The sequence below is a fragment of the Aquabacterium sp. genome, from assembly GCF_050725395.1.
Lineage (GTDB): Bacteria > Pseudomonadota > Gammaproteobacteria > Burkholderiales > Burkholderiaceae_C > Aquabacterium.
In genome coordinates this window covers 1-14,541 of record NZ_JBOHHL010000057.1, presented here as the reverse complement: position 1 = coordinate 14,541, position 14,541 = coordinate 1, and the positions used below count along the sequence as shown (strand labels likewise).

Annotated in this window: 13 protein-coding genes; 7 read left to right on the top strand and 6 right to left on the bottom strand. The window is 64.1% G+C overall.

What is annotated here, in order from left to right:
• The coding region (locus ACREB4_RS20185) for a DUF520 family protein (protein WP_431590041.1) at positions 1-116 on the bottom strand (116 nt) is incomplete at its 3' end.
• A 33-nt stretch (positions 117-149) separates the two neighbouring features.
• Here ACREB4_RS20185 and murB point away from each other — a divergent pair.
• The 3 genes from murB (at position 150) to ACREB4_RS20170 (ending at position 2,661) form a co-directional block, all read left to right on the top strand.
• Positions 150-1,178, top strand: coding sequence for a UDP-N-acetylmuramate dehydrogenase (gene murB / locus ACREB4_RS20180; RefSeq protein ID WP_431590040.1), 1,029 nt, complete (start codon positions 150-152; stop codon positions 1,176-1,178).
• A gap of 101 nt (positions 1,179-1,279) precedes the next feature.
• Positions 1,280-2,179, top strand: a complete 900-nt coding sequence (locus ACREB4_RS20175) for a CsgG/HfaB family protein (RefSeq protein ID WP_431590039.1) — start codon at positions 1,280-1,282, stop codon at positions 2,177-2,179.
• The gene (locus ACREB4_RS20170; RefSeq protein WP_431590038.1) at positions 2,179-2,661 is read left to right on the top strand and encodes a hypothetical protein; all 483 of its coding nucleotides are present in this window, start codon (positions 2,179-2,181) and stop codon (positions 2,659-2,661) included. The genes ACREB4_RS20175 and ACREB4_RS20170 overlap by 1 nt, the downstream gene beginning before the upstream one ends.
• 9 nt (positions 2,662-2,670) lie before the next feature.
• On the opposite strand, the gene ACREB4_RS20165 is transcribed toward ACREB4_RS20170, so the two are convergent.
• Together ACREB4_RS20165 and ACREB4_RS20160 are read right to left on the bottom strand one after the other, a co-directional pair.
• On the bottom strand, positions 2,671-2,988 hold the full coding sequence (locus ACREB4_RS20165) for a pyrimidine/purine nucleoside phosphorylase (RefSeq protein ID WP_431590037.1): 318 nt from the start codon (positions 2,986-2,988) through the stop codon (positions 2,671-2,673).
• Between the two features lie 81 nt (positions 2,989-3,069).
• A complete protein-coding gene (locus ACREB4_RS20160) occupies positions 3,070-4,464 on the bottom strand; it encodes an argininosuccinate synthase (protein ID WP_431590036.1) in 1,395 nt (464 codons plus the stop codon).
• Positions 4,465-4,632: 168 nt separating this feature from the next.
• Between ACREB4_RS20160 and ACREB4_RS20155 the strand changes: the two genes are divergently transcribed.
• Positions 4,633-5,349, top strand: coding sequence for a glycine zipper 2TM domain-containing protein (locus ACREB4_RS20155; protein WP_431590035.1), 717 nt, complete (start codon positions 4,633-4,635; stop codon positions 5,347-5,349).
• Between the two features lie 25 nt (positions 5,350-5,374).
• Here ACREB4_RS20155 and dnaE read toward each other — a convergent pair whose 3' ends face one another.
• Together dnaE and ACREB4_RS20145 are read right to left on the bottom strand one after the other, a co-directional pair.
• Complete coding sequence (gene dnaE, locus ACREB4_RS20150; protein WP_431590034.1) at positions 5,375-8,920, bottom strand: DNA polymerase III subunit alpha; 3,546 nt, start codon at positions 8,918-8,920, stop codon at positions 5,375-5,377.
• A 37-nt stretch (positions 8,921-8,957) separates the two neighbouring features.
• Positions 8,958-10,004 carry an AraC family transcriptional regulator ligand-binding domain-containing protein gene (locus ACREB4_RS20145; protein WP_431590033.1) on the bottom strand — a complete coding sequence of 349 codons (1,047 nt, stop codon included), beginning with the start codon at positions 10,002-10,004 and terminating at the stop codon, positions 8,958-8,960.
• Between the two features lie 120 nt (positions 10,005-10,124).
• On the opposite strand from ACREB4_RS20145, the gene ACREB4_RS20140 reads away from it, so the two are divergent.
• Both ACREB4_RS20140 and ACREB4_RS20135 read left to right on the top strand, forming a co-directional pair.
• Complete coding sequence (locus ACREB4_RS20140; protein ID WP_431590032.1) at positions 10,125-11,333, top strand: alkane 1-monooxygenase; 1,209 nt, start codon at positions 10,125-10,127, stop codon at positions 11,331-11,333.
• A gap of 33 nt (positions 11,334-11,366) precedes the next feature.
• On the top strand, positions 11,367-12,119 hold the full coding sequence (locus ACREB4_RS20135) for a sulfurtransferase (RefSeq protein ID WP_431590031.1): 753 nt from the start codon (positions 11,367-11,369) through the stop codon (positions 12,117-12,119).
• 2 nt (positions 12,120-12,121) lie between these two features.
• Here the strand turns inward: ACREB4_RS20135 and ACREB4_RS20130 are convergent, their stop codons facing one another.
• Complete coding sequence (locus tag ACREB4_RS20130) at positions 12,122-12,778, bottom strand: TetR/AcrR family transcriptional regulator (protein ID WP_431590030.1); 657 nt, start codon at positions 12,776-12,778, stop codon at positions 12,122-12,124.
• A gap of 82 nt (positions 12,779-12,860) precedes the next feature.
• Here ACREB4_RS20130 and ACREB4_RS20125 point away from each other — a divergent pair, with 82 nt between their 5' ends.
• A complete protein-coding gene (locus ACREB4_RS20125) occupies positions 12,861-14,375 on the top strand; it encodes a flavin-containing monooxygenase (protein WP_431590029.1) in 1,515 nt (504 codons plus the stop codon).
• Positions 14,376-14,541 lie beyond the last annotated feature (166 nt).

Genomic DNA, 14,541 nt, shown 5'->3' with positions numbered 1-14,541 from the left:
ATCTTGGCGCTGGTGCCCTTGAAATCGAAGCGCGTGACGATTTCTTTCGTGGTCTGATCGACGGCATTGCGCACTTCAACCAGGTTGGGATCGAGAACGGTGTCAAAACTGGGCATGAAAAGGCTCCTTTGGTCTGCGAAAATTCTGCCATGCACTCACCCCTTGTCGTCGACCGAGGCGCCAGCCTCAAAGCCTATAACACCTTTGGCCTGCCCGCCGTGGCACGGACCCTGGTGCGCATCACGTCCGAAGCCGACGTGCGCAAGGTCGTCGACAGCCCTGAATTCGGACGCGCCCGCAAGTTCATCCTGGGCGGCGGCAGCAACCTCGTCCTCACGCAAGACGTGGATCTGTGCGTGCTGAAGATGGAAATCATGGGCAAGCGCTTGCTGGAAACCCGCGATGATGCCTTCATCGTGGAAGTGGGCGCCGGCGAGTCCTGGCACGACACCGTGGCCTGGACGCTCGACCAGGGCCTGCCCGGCCTGGAAAACATGGCCTTGATCCCCGGCACGGTGGGCGCCTCGCCGGTGCAGAACATTGGCGCTTATGGCGTCGAATTGCAAGACCGGCTTGAATCCGTCGACGTGGTGGACCTGACCACCGGCCGCACCGTCACCCTGGGTGTGGACCGCTGCCATTTCGCCTACCGCGACAGCGTCTTCAAACACGAACTGGCCGGCAAGGCCGTCATCACCAAGGTCCGCTTGCGCTTGCCCCGGCCCTGGACGCCCCTCTTGGGCTACCTGGAACTGGAACGCAAGATCCTTGAAACCGGCATCACGCAGCCCGACGCACGCCAGATCTTCGACTGGGTCTGCGAGATCCGCCGCGCCAAGCTGCCCGACCCATCCGTGATCGGCAACGCCGGCAGTTTTTTCAAGAACCCCGTGGTGACGGCCGAGCAATGCCGCGACATCATCGGCCGCGATCCCGAGATCGTGCACTACCCCCTGCCCGACGGCAGTTTCAAGCTGGCGGCCGGCTGGCTGATCGACGCCTGCGGCTGGAAAGGCAAGTCCATCGGCCGCGCGGGTGTCTACGAGAAACAAGCCCTGGTGCTGGTCAACCGTGGTGGCGCCATCGGGGCCGAGGTGTTGACCCTGGCCCGCGCCATCCAGGAAAGCGTCTACGGACGCTTCGGCATCCGCCTGGAGCCCGAACCTGTGGTGGTGTGACGTGTCTCGTTCTCCCTATAGAGAGGGGTAGCCCCACCAAGTCGTGCCCGCCTATACTGCCCGCTTACGCCTCCACACCGCTTTTTCACAGGGGTAACTTCATGCATCTGGTCTCTTCCGAACACCGCCGCACCGTCCAACGCGCCGGCCAACTGGCCTTGATCGCCAGCAGCCTTGCCTTGCTGGCCGCGTGTTCCACTGGCCCCACCATGGGCGAGAACAAAGGCGTGGTCACCGGCGCGGTTGGCGGCGCCAGCGCCGAAGGCCAGAACTCCGCGCTGGAATCCTGCAACGAAACCCTGGGCACCTTGGCGATCGAAGAAGACACCAACGCCCCCTGGTACTACCAGTTGCGCGACCACCAACTGGGCTCGACCGTGCCCGTGTTGCGCATGATGATCCAGCAAAGCAACTGCTTCGTGATCGTGGAACGCGGCAAAAGCATGAACAACGTGATGCGTGAGCGCGAATTCGCCCGTGGCGAGGAAAGCCGCGCCGGCAGCAACTTCGGCAAGGGCCAACTGGTGGCGGCCGACTACACCATGTCGCCTTCCATCCAGTTTTCGGGCAAGACCGGTGGCGGCAGCGCCTTTGGTGGCGGCGGCACCCTGGGCCTGATCGCCGGGCTGGCCGGCAGTGTCAGCCGCAACGAGGCATCGACCACCTTGCTGCTGATCGACAACCGCTCGGGCGTGCAGATTTCGGCCTCTGAAGGCAGCGCCAAGAACTTCGACTTCGGCGGTTTCGGCGCGGCCTTTGGCGGCGGCGGATTCGGTGGCGGCGGGGGCTATTCCAAGACCCCGCAGGGCAAGGTCGTGATGGCCGCCTTCGCCGACTCGTACAACCAGATGGTCAAGGCCCTGCGCAACTACAAGGCACAAACCGTCAAGGGTGGCCTGGGCACTGGTGGCCGGCTGGGCGTGCAAGGTGGCGACACCGCCGCGTCCAAGGAAATCGACGCCAAGCCGAGGCCCGCCGCCAAGTCCAACAAGAAGAAGTGATGAAGCCCATCAGCCGATTTGCCGGCCTGGCTGCCGCCTTGTTGCTGCTGATCGGCGGCCATGCCAGTGCCGCCGAGTTTCACCTCTACCTCAACTGCAAAGGCAAGTTGTCGGCGGGTGGCAAGGGCAAGGCGGCGACGCTGGACCTGGCCATGCGGGACAACAACACCACGGCCCTGATCCAGAAATCAAACGTGCTGCCCGTGGGCGAGCGCCTCCGCTACAAGGCCTCACAGGTGTCCTACACCATGCTGTACAAGCTGCCTTTGCCGGGCACCGTGTACTACAACGACTGGGTGCGGGGCCAGTGGATCGTCTGGCAGCCCAACCTCAAGAAGCTGGCCACCATTCGCCTGTCCATTGACCGCCAGAGTGGCGAGCTGGAAGGCGAACTGCTGGACCATGACGACAATCTGCTGGGCAACCTTGAGATGGAATGCGAGCCGCAGTCCATGGACGAGGTCCCGGAACCGCGGTTCTGAGCTTTCAGATCAGCCGAAGTGGCAGATGTAGTGGTAAGGCTCGCCTTCCACCTTGATCTCGAACGACGAATTGCCTGGCACGTCATAGCTTTCGCCCGGGCCATAGGTCTTCCACTCGCTCGAACCCGCCAGCTTGATCGTCGCCTTGCCGGCCACGGTTTCCATGACCTCAGGGGCGCCCGTGTTGAAGGTCAACACGGCCGGCAGGATCACGCCCACGCTCTTGCGCGTGCCATCGGCCAGCGTCACGGTGTGCGACACGCACTTGCCATCGAAGTAGACATTGGCCTGGGTGCTGACGGTGCCAGCCAGGGTCGTGGTGGTCATGGTGAAAATCTCCGGGAAATGAATGAAGAAGCTGAAGGATGACCACCGCTCGGCAGCGGTCATCCGGTCGGTCAAGAGCGATCAGGCGGCTTTCTTGGCCACGGCCTTTTTGGCCGCAGGTTTCTTGGCCGCCGACTTGCGGGCCGCCGTCTTGTCGGCCTTGGCCTTGGCAGTCGCCGCGCGCTGGGCATTCACATTGGCGCCGATGCGCAGGCGCAGGGCGTTCAGCTTGATGAAGCCGGCCGCGTCGGCCTGGTTGTAGGCGCCGCCGTCATCGTCGAAGGTCGAGATCTTGGCGTCGAACAGGCTGTCGGTCTTGGACTCGCGGCCCACGCACAGGATGGTGCCTTTGTACAACTTGAGCTTGACCGTGCCGTTGACCGTGGCCTGACTGGCGTCGATCAGGCCTTGCAGCAGTTCACGCTCGGGGCTGAACCAGTAGCCGTTGTAGATCAGGCGGGCGTAACGGGGCATCAGGTCGTCCTTGAGGGACAGCACTTCGCGGTCCAGCGTGATCGACTCGATGGCGCGGTGGCCCGACAGCAGGATGGTGCCGCCCGGGGTTTCGTAGCAGCCGCGGCTTTTCATGCCCACGTAGCGGTTCTCGACCTTGTCGAGGCGGCCGATGCCGTGCTTGCCGCCGATTTCGTTCAACTTGGTCAGCACCTGTGCGGGCGACAGCTTCACGCCGTCGATGGCGACCACGTCGCCCTTGGCGTAGGTCAGTTCGATGATCTGGGGCTTGTTCGGGGCCTTCTCGGGCGAGACCGTCAGGCGCCACATATTGGCTTCGGGCTCGAAGTTCGGGTCTTCCAGCACGCCGCCTTCGTAGCTGATGTGCAGCAAGTTGGCGTCCATCGAATAAGGGGCGCCGCCCTTGCGCTTCTTGAAATCGACCGGGATGCCGTGCTTGTCCGCGTAGGCCAGCAGCTTTTCGCGGCTGAGCAGGTCCCACTCGCGCCAGGGGGCGATCACCTTCACACCGGGCATCAGCGCGTAGGCGCCGAGTTCGAAGCGGACCTGGTCGTTGCCCTTGCCGGTGGCGCCGTGGCTGATGGCGTCGCCCTTGGTCTTCTTGGCGATGTCGATCAGGCGCTTGGCGATCAATGGGCGGGCGATGGAGGTGCCCAGCAGGTATTCGCCTTCGTACAGCGCGTTGGCGCGGAACATGGGAAAGACGAAATCGCGCACGAATTCTTCGCGCAGGTCTTCGATGAAGATGTTCTCGGGCTTGATGCCCATCTTGATGGCCTTGGCACGGGCCGGCTCGATCTCTTCACCCTGGCCGATGTCGGCGGTGAAAGTGACCACTTCGCAGTTGTACTCGTCCTGCAACCATTTAAGGATGATGGAGGTGTCCAGACCGCCCGAATAAGCCAGGACGACTTTCTTGACTTGGGGGGCAGCGGCGGCAGTGGTTGCTGCGGCTTTCACGGGCTTCGCTGGCTTGGCGGCGGGCTTGACGGTCTTGGACATGGTGATGATTGGCGATTGAGACAACCGCGTATTTTAGGCGCCCCGCGCGCCCGTGGCCTTCACCGATCTTTACGCAATTCACAAAACAAGCCTGTCCACCGGACTTGACCGGCAGCCGTTGAAGGTTCAAGGTCAGCTCTGATGCTGGCCGCCAATGGAGAAACCACCATGAAACACCGCCCCACCTTGACCACCGTGCTGGCCCTGGGCTGCGCACTGGCCACGGGCGCCGCCACCGCCGGCCCCCGCGTGGGCAGCGTCGTCGGCACCCCCAGCTCCACCTCGTCCACGGTGCAGGCCAAGGTCATTTCGGCCACACCGGTGGTGGCCCAGGTGGCAGTGCCCCGGCAGGTGTGCCACGACCAGCTCTACCAGGAGCCAGCTCGCTCCTCCGGCGCTGGTGCCTTGCTGGGCGCGATCGCGGGCGGCGTCGTGGGCAATGCCCTGGGCAAGGGTGGCGGCAAAGCGCTGGCCACGGGTGCGGGACTGATTGGCGGCGCGGTGCTGGGCGACCACATCGAGAACGACGGTCGCCAAGGCACGACGCGCTCGGTGCGCCAATGCGAACAGCAGGCTTCCTATGAAAACCAGGTGGTGGCCTACGACGTGGTCTACGAATACGCGGGCCAGCGCTACAGCACCCAGATGGACGAAGAGCCGGGCCGCACGATTCCCCTTCAGGTCACCGTGAACCCGGTCGGCTCACCAGCCCAGGTGATCGCGGCACCGCAACCTGCGCCCTATGACGACGAGCCCGGCGTGGGACCCGCGACTTACTACCAGCCCAATCCACCCGGCGTGGTGATCTACGGTGGCGCACCGGTGCGAGGCTGGCGCGGTGACCGCTTCTACCCAGGTCGCGGCTGGCACCACCGCTGGGATTGACCGCGGTGACAGAAAGCCGGGGGCATCAGCCCTCGCCGTAAACGATCTGCGCCTGGCCCTTGGGCATCAGTTCCTTCAGGCGCGCCATGGCCTGGTCACTGGGATAGAGCTTCGAGCCCTCGCCCAGGTCCAGCTCACCGCGCGCTGACAAGCCGGGCGTCTGGCGCTCGACCACCACGCGGATGGGCAAGCCCTGGATGGTTTCAGGCAGCTCGGGCTGGGGCGCCTCGATGCGGCGTGCCGGAAATTCGCGCAACACATCGGCCAGCGGCAAATGCTGGTCCTTCGCAGTCACGCGCACGAAACGAGCGTAGCGGCAACGTGCCGCCGCCAGGCTCATCACCTGCTGCACATTCAGGCGCAGGCCGCCCGAGAAACGGTCGGTCTGCACCTTGCCGGTGATGATCACCAACTCGTCTTCCTTGAACAATTCCTTGTTGGCGTCGAGTGTGTCCTGGTTGGCCACGGCCTCGATGCTTTCGCTCTTGTCGTCCAGCTTGAACAGGCCGACCCGGCCACGCGTGCCGTTGATGACGCGCAACTCGCTGATGATGCCGGTCACGACCTGCACCTCGCGGCTGTCCTGCAGGTCGGCGATGCGTTGCTTGGCGAAGCGCCGCACTTCGGCTTCGGCCTCGTCGAACAAATGGCCCGACAGGTAGAAACCGATGGCGGTTTTTTCCAGGGTGAGTTGCTCTTTCAGGCCCCAGGGTTCGGTGGGCACCAAGTCGGGCTCATTGGTCGACGCGGCATGCGAATCGCCAAAGTCGAACAGACCGCCCTGGTCGGCGTTGGCGAGTTGCGTGTCGGCGTAGTCGAAGGCCAGGGCCACGCTGGCCAGCAGGCTGGCGCGGCGCGGCTCCAGGGCATCAAAGGCGCCGGCCTTGATCAGGGCTTCGACCACGCGCTTGTTGACGCGCGAGCGGTCCACCCGGGCGCAGAAATCGAAGAAGCTCTTGAAGGGGCCGCCCTCGTTGCGGCAAGCCACGATGGCCTCGATGGCGCCCTGCCCGGTGCCCTTGATCGCACCCAGCGCGTAGCAGATCGTCTTCTTGTCGATGGGCTCGAACTTCCAGGCGCCCGCGTTGACGTTGGGCGGCGTGAAGGTGATGCCAAAGTTCTGCGTGGCGTCGTCGTGGAAGATCTTGAGCTTGTCCGTGTCGTCACTCGACACGCTCATGTTCCCCGCGAAGAACTCGGCCGTGTAGTGCACCTTCAGCCAGGCCGTGTGGTAGGCCAGCAAAGCGTAGGCGGCAGCGTGCGACTTGTTGAAGCCGTAGCCCGCGAACTTCTCCATCAGGTCGAAGATCTCGTTGGCCTTGGCCGGCGGGATGTCGTTCTTGGCGGCGCCCTCGGCGAAGGTGACGCGGTGCTGCGCCATCTCTTCGGCCTTCTTCTTGCCCATGGCGCGGCGCAGCATGTCGGCACCGCCCAGCGAGTAGCCCCCCACGCGTTGGGCCACCTGCATCACCTGCTCCTGGTAGACCATGATGCCGTAGGTCTCTTGCAGCACTTCGCCCATCAAGGGGTGCAGGTATTCCACCTCTTCGCGGCCGTGTTTGCGCGCGCAGAAGCTGGGGATCAGGTCCATGGGGCCTGGCCGGTACAGCGAGACCAGCGCGATGATGTCCTCGAAGACGCTGGGTTTGGCGTCCTTCAACATGCCCTGCATGCCGCGGGATTCCAGCTGGAACACAGCCACCGTTTTGCCTTGCGAAAGCAGCCGGTAGGTGGCCGCATCGTCGAGCTTGATCTTGGCAAAGTCGAAGTCTTTTTGATCGGGGTGCCGCGCGATGATGAATTCTTTGGCGGTCTCCAGGATCGTCAGCGTCGCCAGCCCCAGGAAGTCGAACTTCACCAGGCCGATGGCTTCAACGTCGTCCTTGTCGTACTGAGACACGGCGCTGTCGCTGCCGGGCTGCATGTACAGCGGGCAGAAGTCGGTGATCTTGCCTGGCGCGATCAAGACGCCCCCGGCGTGCATGCCGATGTTGCGCACCATGCCTTCGACGCGCATGGCCAGGGTCAGCAGCTCGGCCACTTCTTCTTCGGCGGCTTCGCGCTGCTCCAACTCAGGCGCCTCCTTGCGGGCGTAGATGATGCCGGGGTCGGGGTTCGCGGGCACCTTGGCCAAGGTCACGCTTTTGCCCGGGGGCGCGGGAATCAGCTTGGCGATGCTGTCGACGTGGCCATACCCCATGCCCAGCACGCGGCCCACGTCGCGCAAGGCGGCCTTGGCGGCCATGGTGCCGAAGGTGGCGATCTGCGATACCGCTTCCCGTCCGTATTTGTCCTTGACGTAGTCGATGACGCGGTCGCGGTTGCCCTGGCAAAAGTCGATGTCGAAGTCGGGCATCGAGACGCGTTCGGGGTTCAGAAAACGCTCGAACAGCAGGTTGTATTGCAGCGGGTCGAGGTCGGTGATCTTCAGGGCATAGGCCACCAGCGAACCGGCGCCAGAGCCCCGGCCCGGGCCCACGGGGCAGCCGTTGTTCTTGGCCCAATTGATGAAATCGGCCACGATCAGGAAGTAGCCGGGGAAGCCCATCTTCAGGATCGTGTTGATCTCGAACTCGAGGCGCGCGACGTACTCGGCCCGCTTGCCATCGCGCACGGCCTGGTCGGGGAAGAGGTGCAGCAGGCGCTCTTCCAGCCCCTCGAAGGACAGCACGCGGAAGTAGTCGGCCATGGGCATGGGCTTGCCCTTGTCCGGCCCGTCTTCCAGGATGGGCGTGGGGAAGTCAGGCAGCTGCGGCTTGCCCAGCACCAGCGTGAGCGCACAGCGGCGGGCGATGGCCACGGTGTTGGCCAAGGCCGAGGGGATGTCGGCGAACAAGGCCTCCATCTGCGCCTGTGTCTTGAAGTACTGCTCGCGCGTGAACTTCTTGTGGCGGCGCGGGTTGCCCAGGGTCTCGCCCTCGGCAATGCAGACGCGGGCTTCGTGGGCCTCGAAGTCGTCCGGCGTCAAAAATTGAACCGGGTGCGTGGCGACCACCGGCAAGCCCAGGCGCGAAGCCATGGGCACCGCCGTCCGGATGTAGCTTTCGTTGCTGCCGTGGCCCGAGCGTTGAAGCTCGATGTAGAAGCGCCCGGGAAAGATGCCGGCCAGTCGCTGGGCCAGGGCTTCGGCGCGCGCCACGTCGCCCTGCGTCAAGGCCTGGCCGATGACGCCCATCTCGGCGCCAGACAGCGCGATCAGGCCGGCCGACTTGGCCTGCAGGTTGGCCCAACTGACGGTGGCGTGGGTGCGTTGACCGGGCGCCGTCCAGGCGTCGCCCAGCAGTTCGCTCAAATGCAGGTAGCCCTGGCTGCTTTGGATGAGCAGCAGCAAACGCGAGGCTGGCCGCTGGGGTTCGTCGGCCTCCAGCCAGACATCGGCGCCGATGATGGGCTGCACGCCTTTTTTCCGCGCCGCGGAATAGAACTTGACCGCGCCGAACAGGTTGCTCAGGTCGGTGATGGCCAGGGCGGGCTGGCGGTCGTCTTTGGCAGCACCGACCAGGTCGTCGATGCGCAAGGTGCCATCGACGACGGAAAACTCGGTGTGGGTGCGCAGGTGAATGAAGGGCATGGGGCGATTGTAGAGATCGCCCGCCACCCGCTGTCCTCTATTCTTGGCTGAGTGCTTCGACCCGGGCGTCGCGGAAGGCCTTGGGTGTCATCCCTACCAAGCGCCTGAAGGTGCGGCTGAAGTTCGAGGTGTCCTGGTAGCCCAGGCCGTCGGCGATGGCCTCGATGCTGTGCGTGGTGTGCACCAATTGCCAGCAGGCGAGCTCTTCGCGCACGCTGTCCAGCAGTCGCTGGTAGGTCATGCCCTCGTCCCGCAGGTGACGAATCAGCGTGCGCGAGGACATGTGCTCGAGTTCAGCCATCTCGACCAAGGTCGGGTAGTGGCCCTGTGCATCCAGCAGGCGTTGCTGCACCCGCGAGGCCACTGTGCCCAATTGCTGTTGGGCCAGTTGACGCTCGCAGTCGCGCAGCGCGGTGCGGTAGGCCTCGGGGTCCGAGGCCAGGCCTGGGCATTGCAACAACTGCGGCGGCAGGTCGATGCGCAATTGCGCGGCTCCGAACTCGCTGTGCGGGAAAAAACGGCGATAGTGCTCCGCCCCCGCCGGTTCGGCGAAGGGCCAATGAACCGTCGCGTGGGCTCGCACGTCCTGTCCGGTGACGGTCTCCAGCACCCGCGTGACCCCAGCAGCGAGGTGGCCCATGAGGTACTCGCGCACCTCTGGAGACGACAGCAGCTCGGTCATCGTCAAGGCCAGCCCGTGCGTGGTGTCCACCTCGAAGCGCGCCACACGTTGGCGCATTTCGAGAAACCGCTGCAGAAGGCCCAGCACTTGCGCCACATTGCTGGCGGCCATGCCCGCGTAGCCCAGCGCCCCGTGCGCCGACACCTGCGTGCTGTGGCCAACCAACAGGCCAAGCCAAGGGCCTCCGGCCAAGGCCTGCGCCCGCACGATCAGACGACGCGTGTGCTCGAAGCTCATGAACAGATTGCCGTCGTGCAGGGTGGCCCAGTCGAGGCGGGTGCCTTGCAGGATCTCGGCCTCGGTGTAGCCCTGGCGGCGCAACTCCGCGCAGATCAAGCGTGCATAGACAGGGTGCACCGCCGGCTTCAACCAATCCGCGGGCGTGTGTTCGGACATCGTCATCGCCATTCCTTCACCCGACGCAGTGTCACCAAATGACGAAATTCTGCCAGTTCAGGCGGTGTCGCGTCTCTAGAGAAAAACGCACAGTCTCACCAACCGAAGCCTTGAGGAGACCAAGCCATGCCGCACGCCCTGCCGATCACCCCCACCGACCCCAGCCAGTACCGAGACCGCAAAAAAGCCCTGTGGCTGCTGTCGGTGCTCTTTCCACTCACGGCCTTGATCGGCCCGGTCGCTTATCTGCTGGGCCACACCCATGCGCTGTGGTTTTTCGCGGGCCCGATGCTGGTCTATGGGGGCATCCCCTTGCTGGATGCGATCTTCTATGAAGACAAGAGCAACCCGCCCGAGGCTGCCGTGCCCCGGCTGGAAGCTGACCGCTACTACCGTTGGATCACCTACGCGGTGGTGCCGGTGCTGTGGGGCACCACGCTGCTCAACATCGTGTTCCTGGCCACCCATGAGCTGCCCTGGTATGCCTGGCTGGCCACGGCCATGTTCACCGGCTCGATGCAGGGCGCGAGCCTGACCCTCAGCCACGAGCTGGGCCACAAGAAGGACTGGTTGGGTCGGAAGGTGGCCCTGTTCAACTCCGCGCTGTGCGCTTACGGCCACTTCTCGATCGAGCACAACCGCGGCCACCACCGCCATGTGTCCACGCCGGAAGATCCAGCCTCGTCCAAGATGGGTGAGAGCATCTACCGCTTCGTGTTCCGCGAAATACCCGGCGCCTACTTCCGCGCCTGGGACCTGGAATCCGAGCGCCTGGAGCGCCAAGGCCAGTCGGCCTGGAGCCTGGACAACGAGATCGTGCAGGCCGGCCTGCTGACCATCGGCCTGTATGGCGGTCTGATTGCACTGCTGGGCGCGCCCGTGGTGCCGGTGCTGGCCATCGTGGCCCTGTGGGGCGCCTTCCAGCTGACCTCGGCCAACTACATCGAGCACTACGGTCTGCTGCGCCAGAAGCTGCCCAATGGCCGCCACGAGCCCTGCCAGCCGCACCACTCCTGGAACAGCAACCACCTGATGTCCAACCTGGTGGTCTTCCAGTTGCAGCGCCATTCGGACCACCACGCCAACCCCACGCGCAGTTACCAGTCGCTGCGCGACTTTCCCGACCTGCCCACCCTGCCCTCGGGCTACTTCGGCATGTTCCTGATCGCCTATGTGCCCCCGCTCTGGTATGCCGTCATGGACCCCTTGCTCATCAAGGCCACCGGCGGAGATGCAAGCCGCATCAATTTCCTGCCCGCCAAGCGGGCCCGGTTGATGCGCCGCCATGGGCTGAGCGAAAAAGCTGGAGACAGCGCCCAACTCGCGGCCGCCTGACCCCCTCGGGGCGGACTTTCTACAATGGCGCCCATGCAGCAAGCCGTCCTGAACATCTCCGCCTACCAATTCGTGACCCTCGACGACACGGCCGCGCTGCGGCAGCGTCTCCATGAGCGGGCCCAGGCCCTGGGTCTGAAAGGAACGGTGCTGATCGCTGAAGAAGGCATCAACCTCTTCCTGGCCGGGCCGGCGGAAGCGGTGACAGCCTGGGTGAGCGACCTTCAGTCTGATCCACGCTTCGCGCACATCAGGCCCAAGGAAAGCTGGTCGGACGCCCCGCCGTTCAAGAAGCTGTTGGTCAAAGTCAAGCGCGAGATCATCCGCATGAACCACCCCACCATTCGGCCGGACGTGGAGGGCGCCGAGGGCCGCGCCCCGGCGGTGGATGCGCCGACGCTCAAGCGCTGGCTGGACCAGGGCCACGACGACGAAGGCCGCGAGGTGGTCACGCTGGACACCCGCAACGGCTTTGAGGTGGATTTCGGCACTTTCGAAGGCGCCATCGACTGGCGCCTGGCCAAGTTCAGCGAGTTCCCGGACCAGGTGCTGGCCCACAAGGATGAATTCCGGGGCAAGACCGTGGTGAGCTTCTGTACCGGCGGCATCCGCTGCGAGAAGGCCGCTCTGTACATGGCCGAGGCGGGGGTGGACCACGTCTACCAACTGGATGGCGGCATCCTGAAGTACTTCGAGCTGGCGGGTGGCCAGCACTACCAGGGCAGCTGTTTCGTGTTCGACGAACGCGAGGCACTGGGGGCCGACCTGACGCCCAGCGACCGTTGACCTCAGCGCTTGTCGAGCAGCGACATCAAGCCTTGGTAAGGCAACAGGTTGGTCCGCACCACCTTGTCGATCGGGTCGGCAAAGCCATCCTGCATCCAGCGCGCCGCCAGCAACACGTTCATGCCGATCATGCCCTCGGCCAGCAGATCGAGGCTGAGTTCGGCCAACTCGTTGGCGGGGACCATTCGGCCCAGGTGCAATTTGAGCAGCTCGGAATAGTCGCGCGCCGTGGCGCCACTGAAGGCCGCCACTTCGCTGTCGATGCCCAGCGAATCGACCAGCATGATGCGGCCCCGGCGCTGGTCGTCGCGGATGAACTCCAGGAACACGCGGATGGCGGGCTCCAGCAGGCCAATGGGTGTTTTCTCGGCCGTGGCCATGACCGCCAGGGTCTTGGCCATCAGTTCCTCGCGCAGGTGGGCGTACACCGCGATGAACAGCTGCGGCAAGGTCTTGAAGGATTCATAGAAGTAGCGCTCGGTCAAGTGAGCGGCCACACACACCTCGCGCACCGTGGCGGCGTGGAAGCCCTTCGTGCCGAAGACTTCGATGGCACCATCGATGAGCTTGGCCCGCCGCTGGCGCTGGCGTTCCTCGGGCAAGACGCCACCGTAGCGGCGCTTGTTCGGGGGGGAAGTGTCAGAAATTAGTCCGTCCATGGGAATCTCTATATTGACATGGATCATTGTCAAAGTTAATCTGACATGATTCTTTGTCACAAAAACGGATTTGAGAAGTCGCATGAACCCCAACTCCAACCTGGCTTACAAGATTCCGGCCGACCCACAAGCCGCTGCCGTGCAGCGCCACAAGGTCCTGGTCATCGGCACTGGCTTTTCGGGTTTGTGCATGGGCGTGAAGCTGCGCGAGATGGGCGAAGACGACTTCGTGCTGCTGGAACGCGCCGACGACGTGGGCGGCACCTGGCGCGACAACACCTACCCGGGCTGCGCCTGCGACGTGCCCTCGCATTTGTATTCGTTCTCGTTCGAGCCCAACCCGAACTGGTCGCGCATGTACGCGCCGCAACCCGAGATCTACGCCTACCTGAAAGGCGTGGCCACCAAGTACGACCTGCTCAAGCACATCCGCTTCAACGCCAACCTGGTCAGCGCCCGCTACGACGACGCGCGCAAGCTGTGGACCGTCGAATCCGACGATGGCCGCGTCTTCGAGGCCGACATCCTGGTGTCCGGCATGGGTGGCCTGAGCAATCCCGCCACGCCCAACATCAAGGGCCTGGACAAGTTCAAGGGCAACACGTTCCACTCCGCCACCTGGGACCACGGCTACGACCTGGTCGGCAAGCGCGTGGCCGTGATTGGCAGCGGCGCCAGCGCCATCCAGTTCGTGCCCAACATCGCGCCCAAGGTCGATCACCTGTACTACTTCCAGCGCACACCGCCCTGGGTCGTGCCCAAGGAAGACCGCCCACTCACCCAGCGCGAACAGGCCGACTTCAGCGCCAACCCCTGGCGCCAACGCTGGGAGCGCACCAAGCTGTACTGGACGATGGAACTGCGCTTCCTGGCCTTCAAGTTCAAGCCAGAGTGGATGGGCCTGGTGGCCAAGGTCGCCAAGCACAAGATCCGCCAGGCCGTGAAAGACCCGGTGCTGCAGAAGAAGCTGACGCCCGACTACACGCCGGGTTGCAAGCGCCTGCTGATTTCGAACGACTACTACCCGGCCCTGGCCCGCACCAACGTCGAGGTCATCACCGAAGGCATCCGTGAAGTGACGCCCCGCGGCGTGGTCACCAGTGATGGCGTGGAACGCCCGGTCGACGCCATCATCCTGGGCACCGGCTTCAAGGTGCAAGACCCCATCCCCCCCAAGACCGTGTTCGGCAAAGGCGGCATCGACCTCGCCAATGTGTGGAAGAACGGCCCCGAGGCCTACCTGGGCGTGGCCGTGTCGGGCTTCCCCAACTTCTTCATGCTGATGGGTCCGAACACCGGGCTGGGCCACAACTCGATGGTCTTCATGATCGAATCGCAGGCCCACTACATCATCAACGCCATCAAGGCCATGCGCGAGCGTGGCATCAAGGCGATCGACGTGAAGCCCGCAGCGCAGGCACAGTTCATCGACAAGGTTCAAACCGAGTTGAAGGACACGGTCTGGAACTCGGGCTGCAAGAGCTGGTATTTGAACGACCAGGGCCGCAATTCCTCGCTGTGGCCAGGCTTTACATTTGCGTACCGCTTGAAGACGCGGCAATTCAACCTCTCGAAATACACCACGACCAAAGCATGAGCATCCAAGCAGTCATCGCCAACATGGTTTTACGTTGGCAGTTCAAGCGCAAAGGCCGTGGTCCCATCGTCGTCGCCAAGGTGCGGCACGTGGTCAACAAGGGGGCCGAGCGTTACCCGCCCCCGCCGCCTGAAATCAAGCACACGCCTGTGGCCGCCAAGAGCGC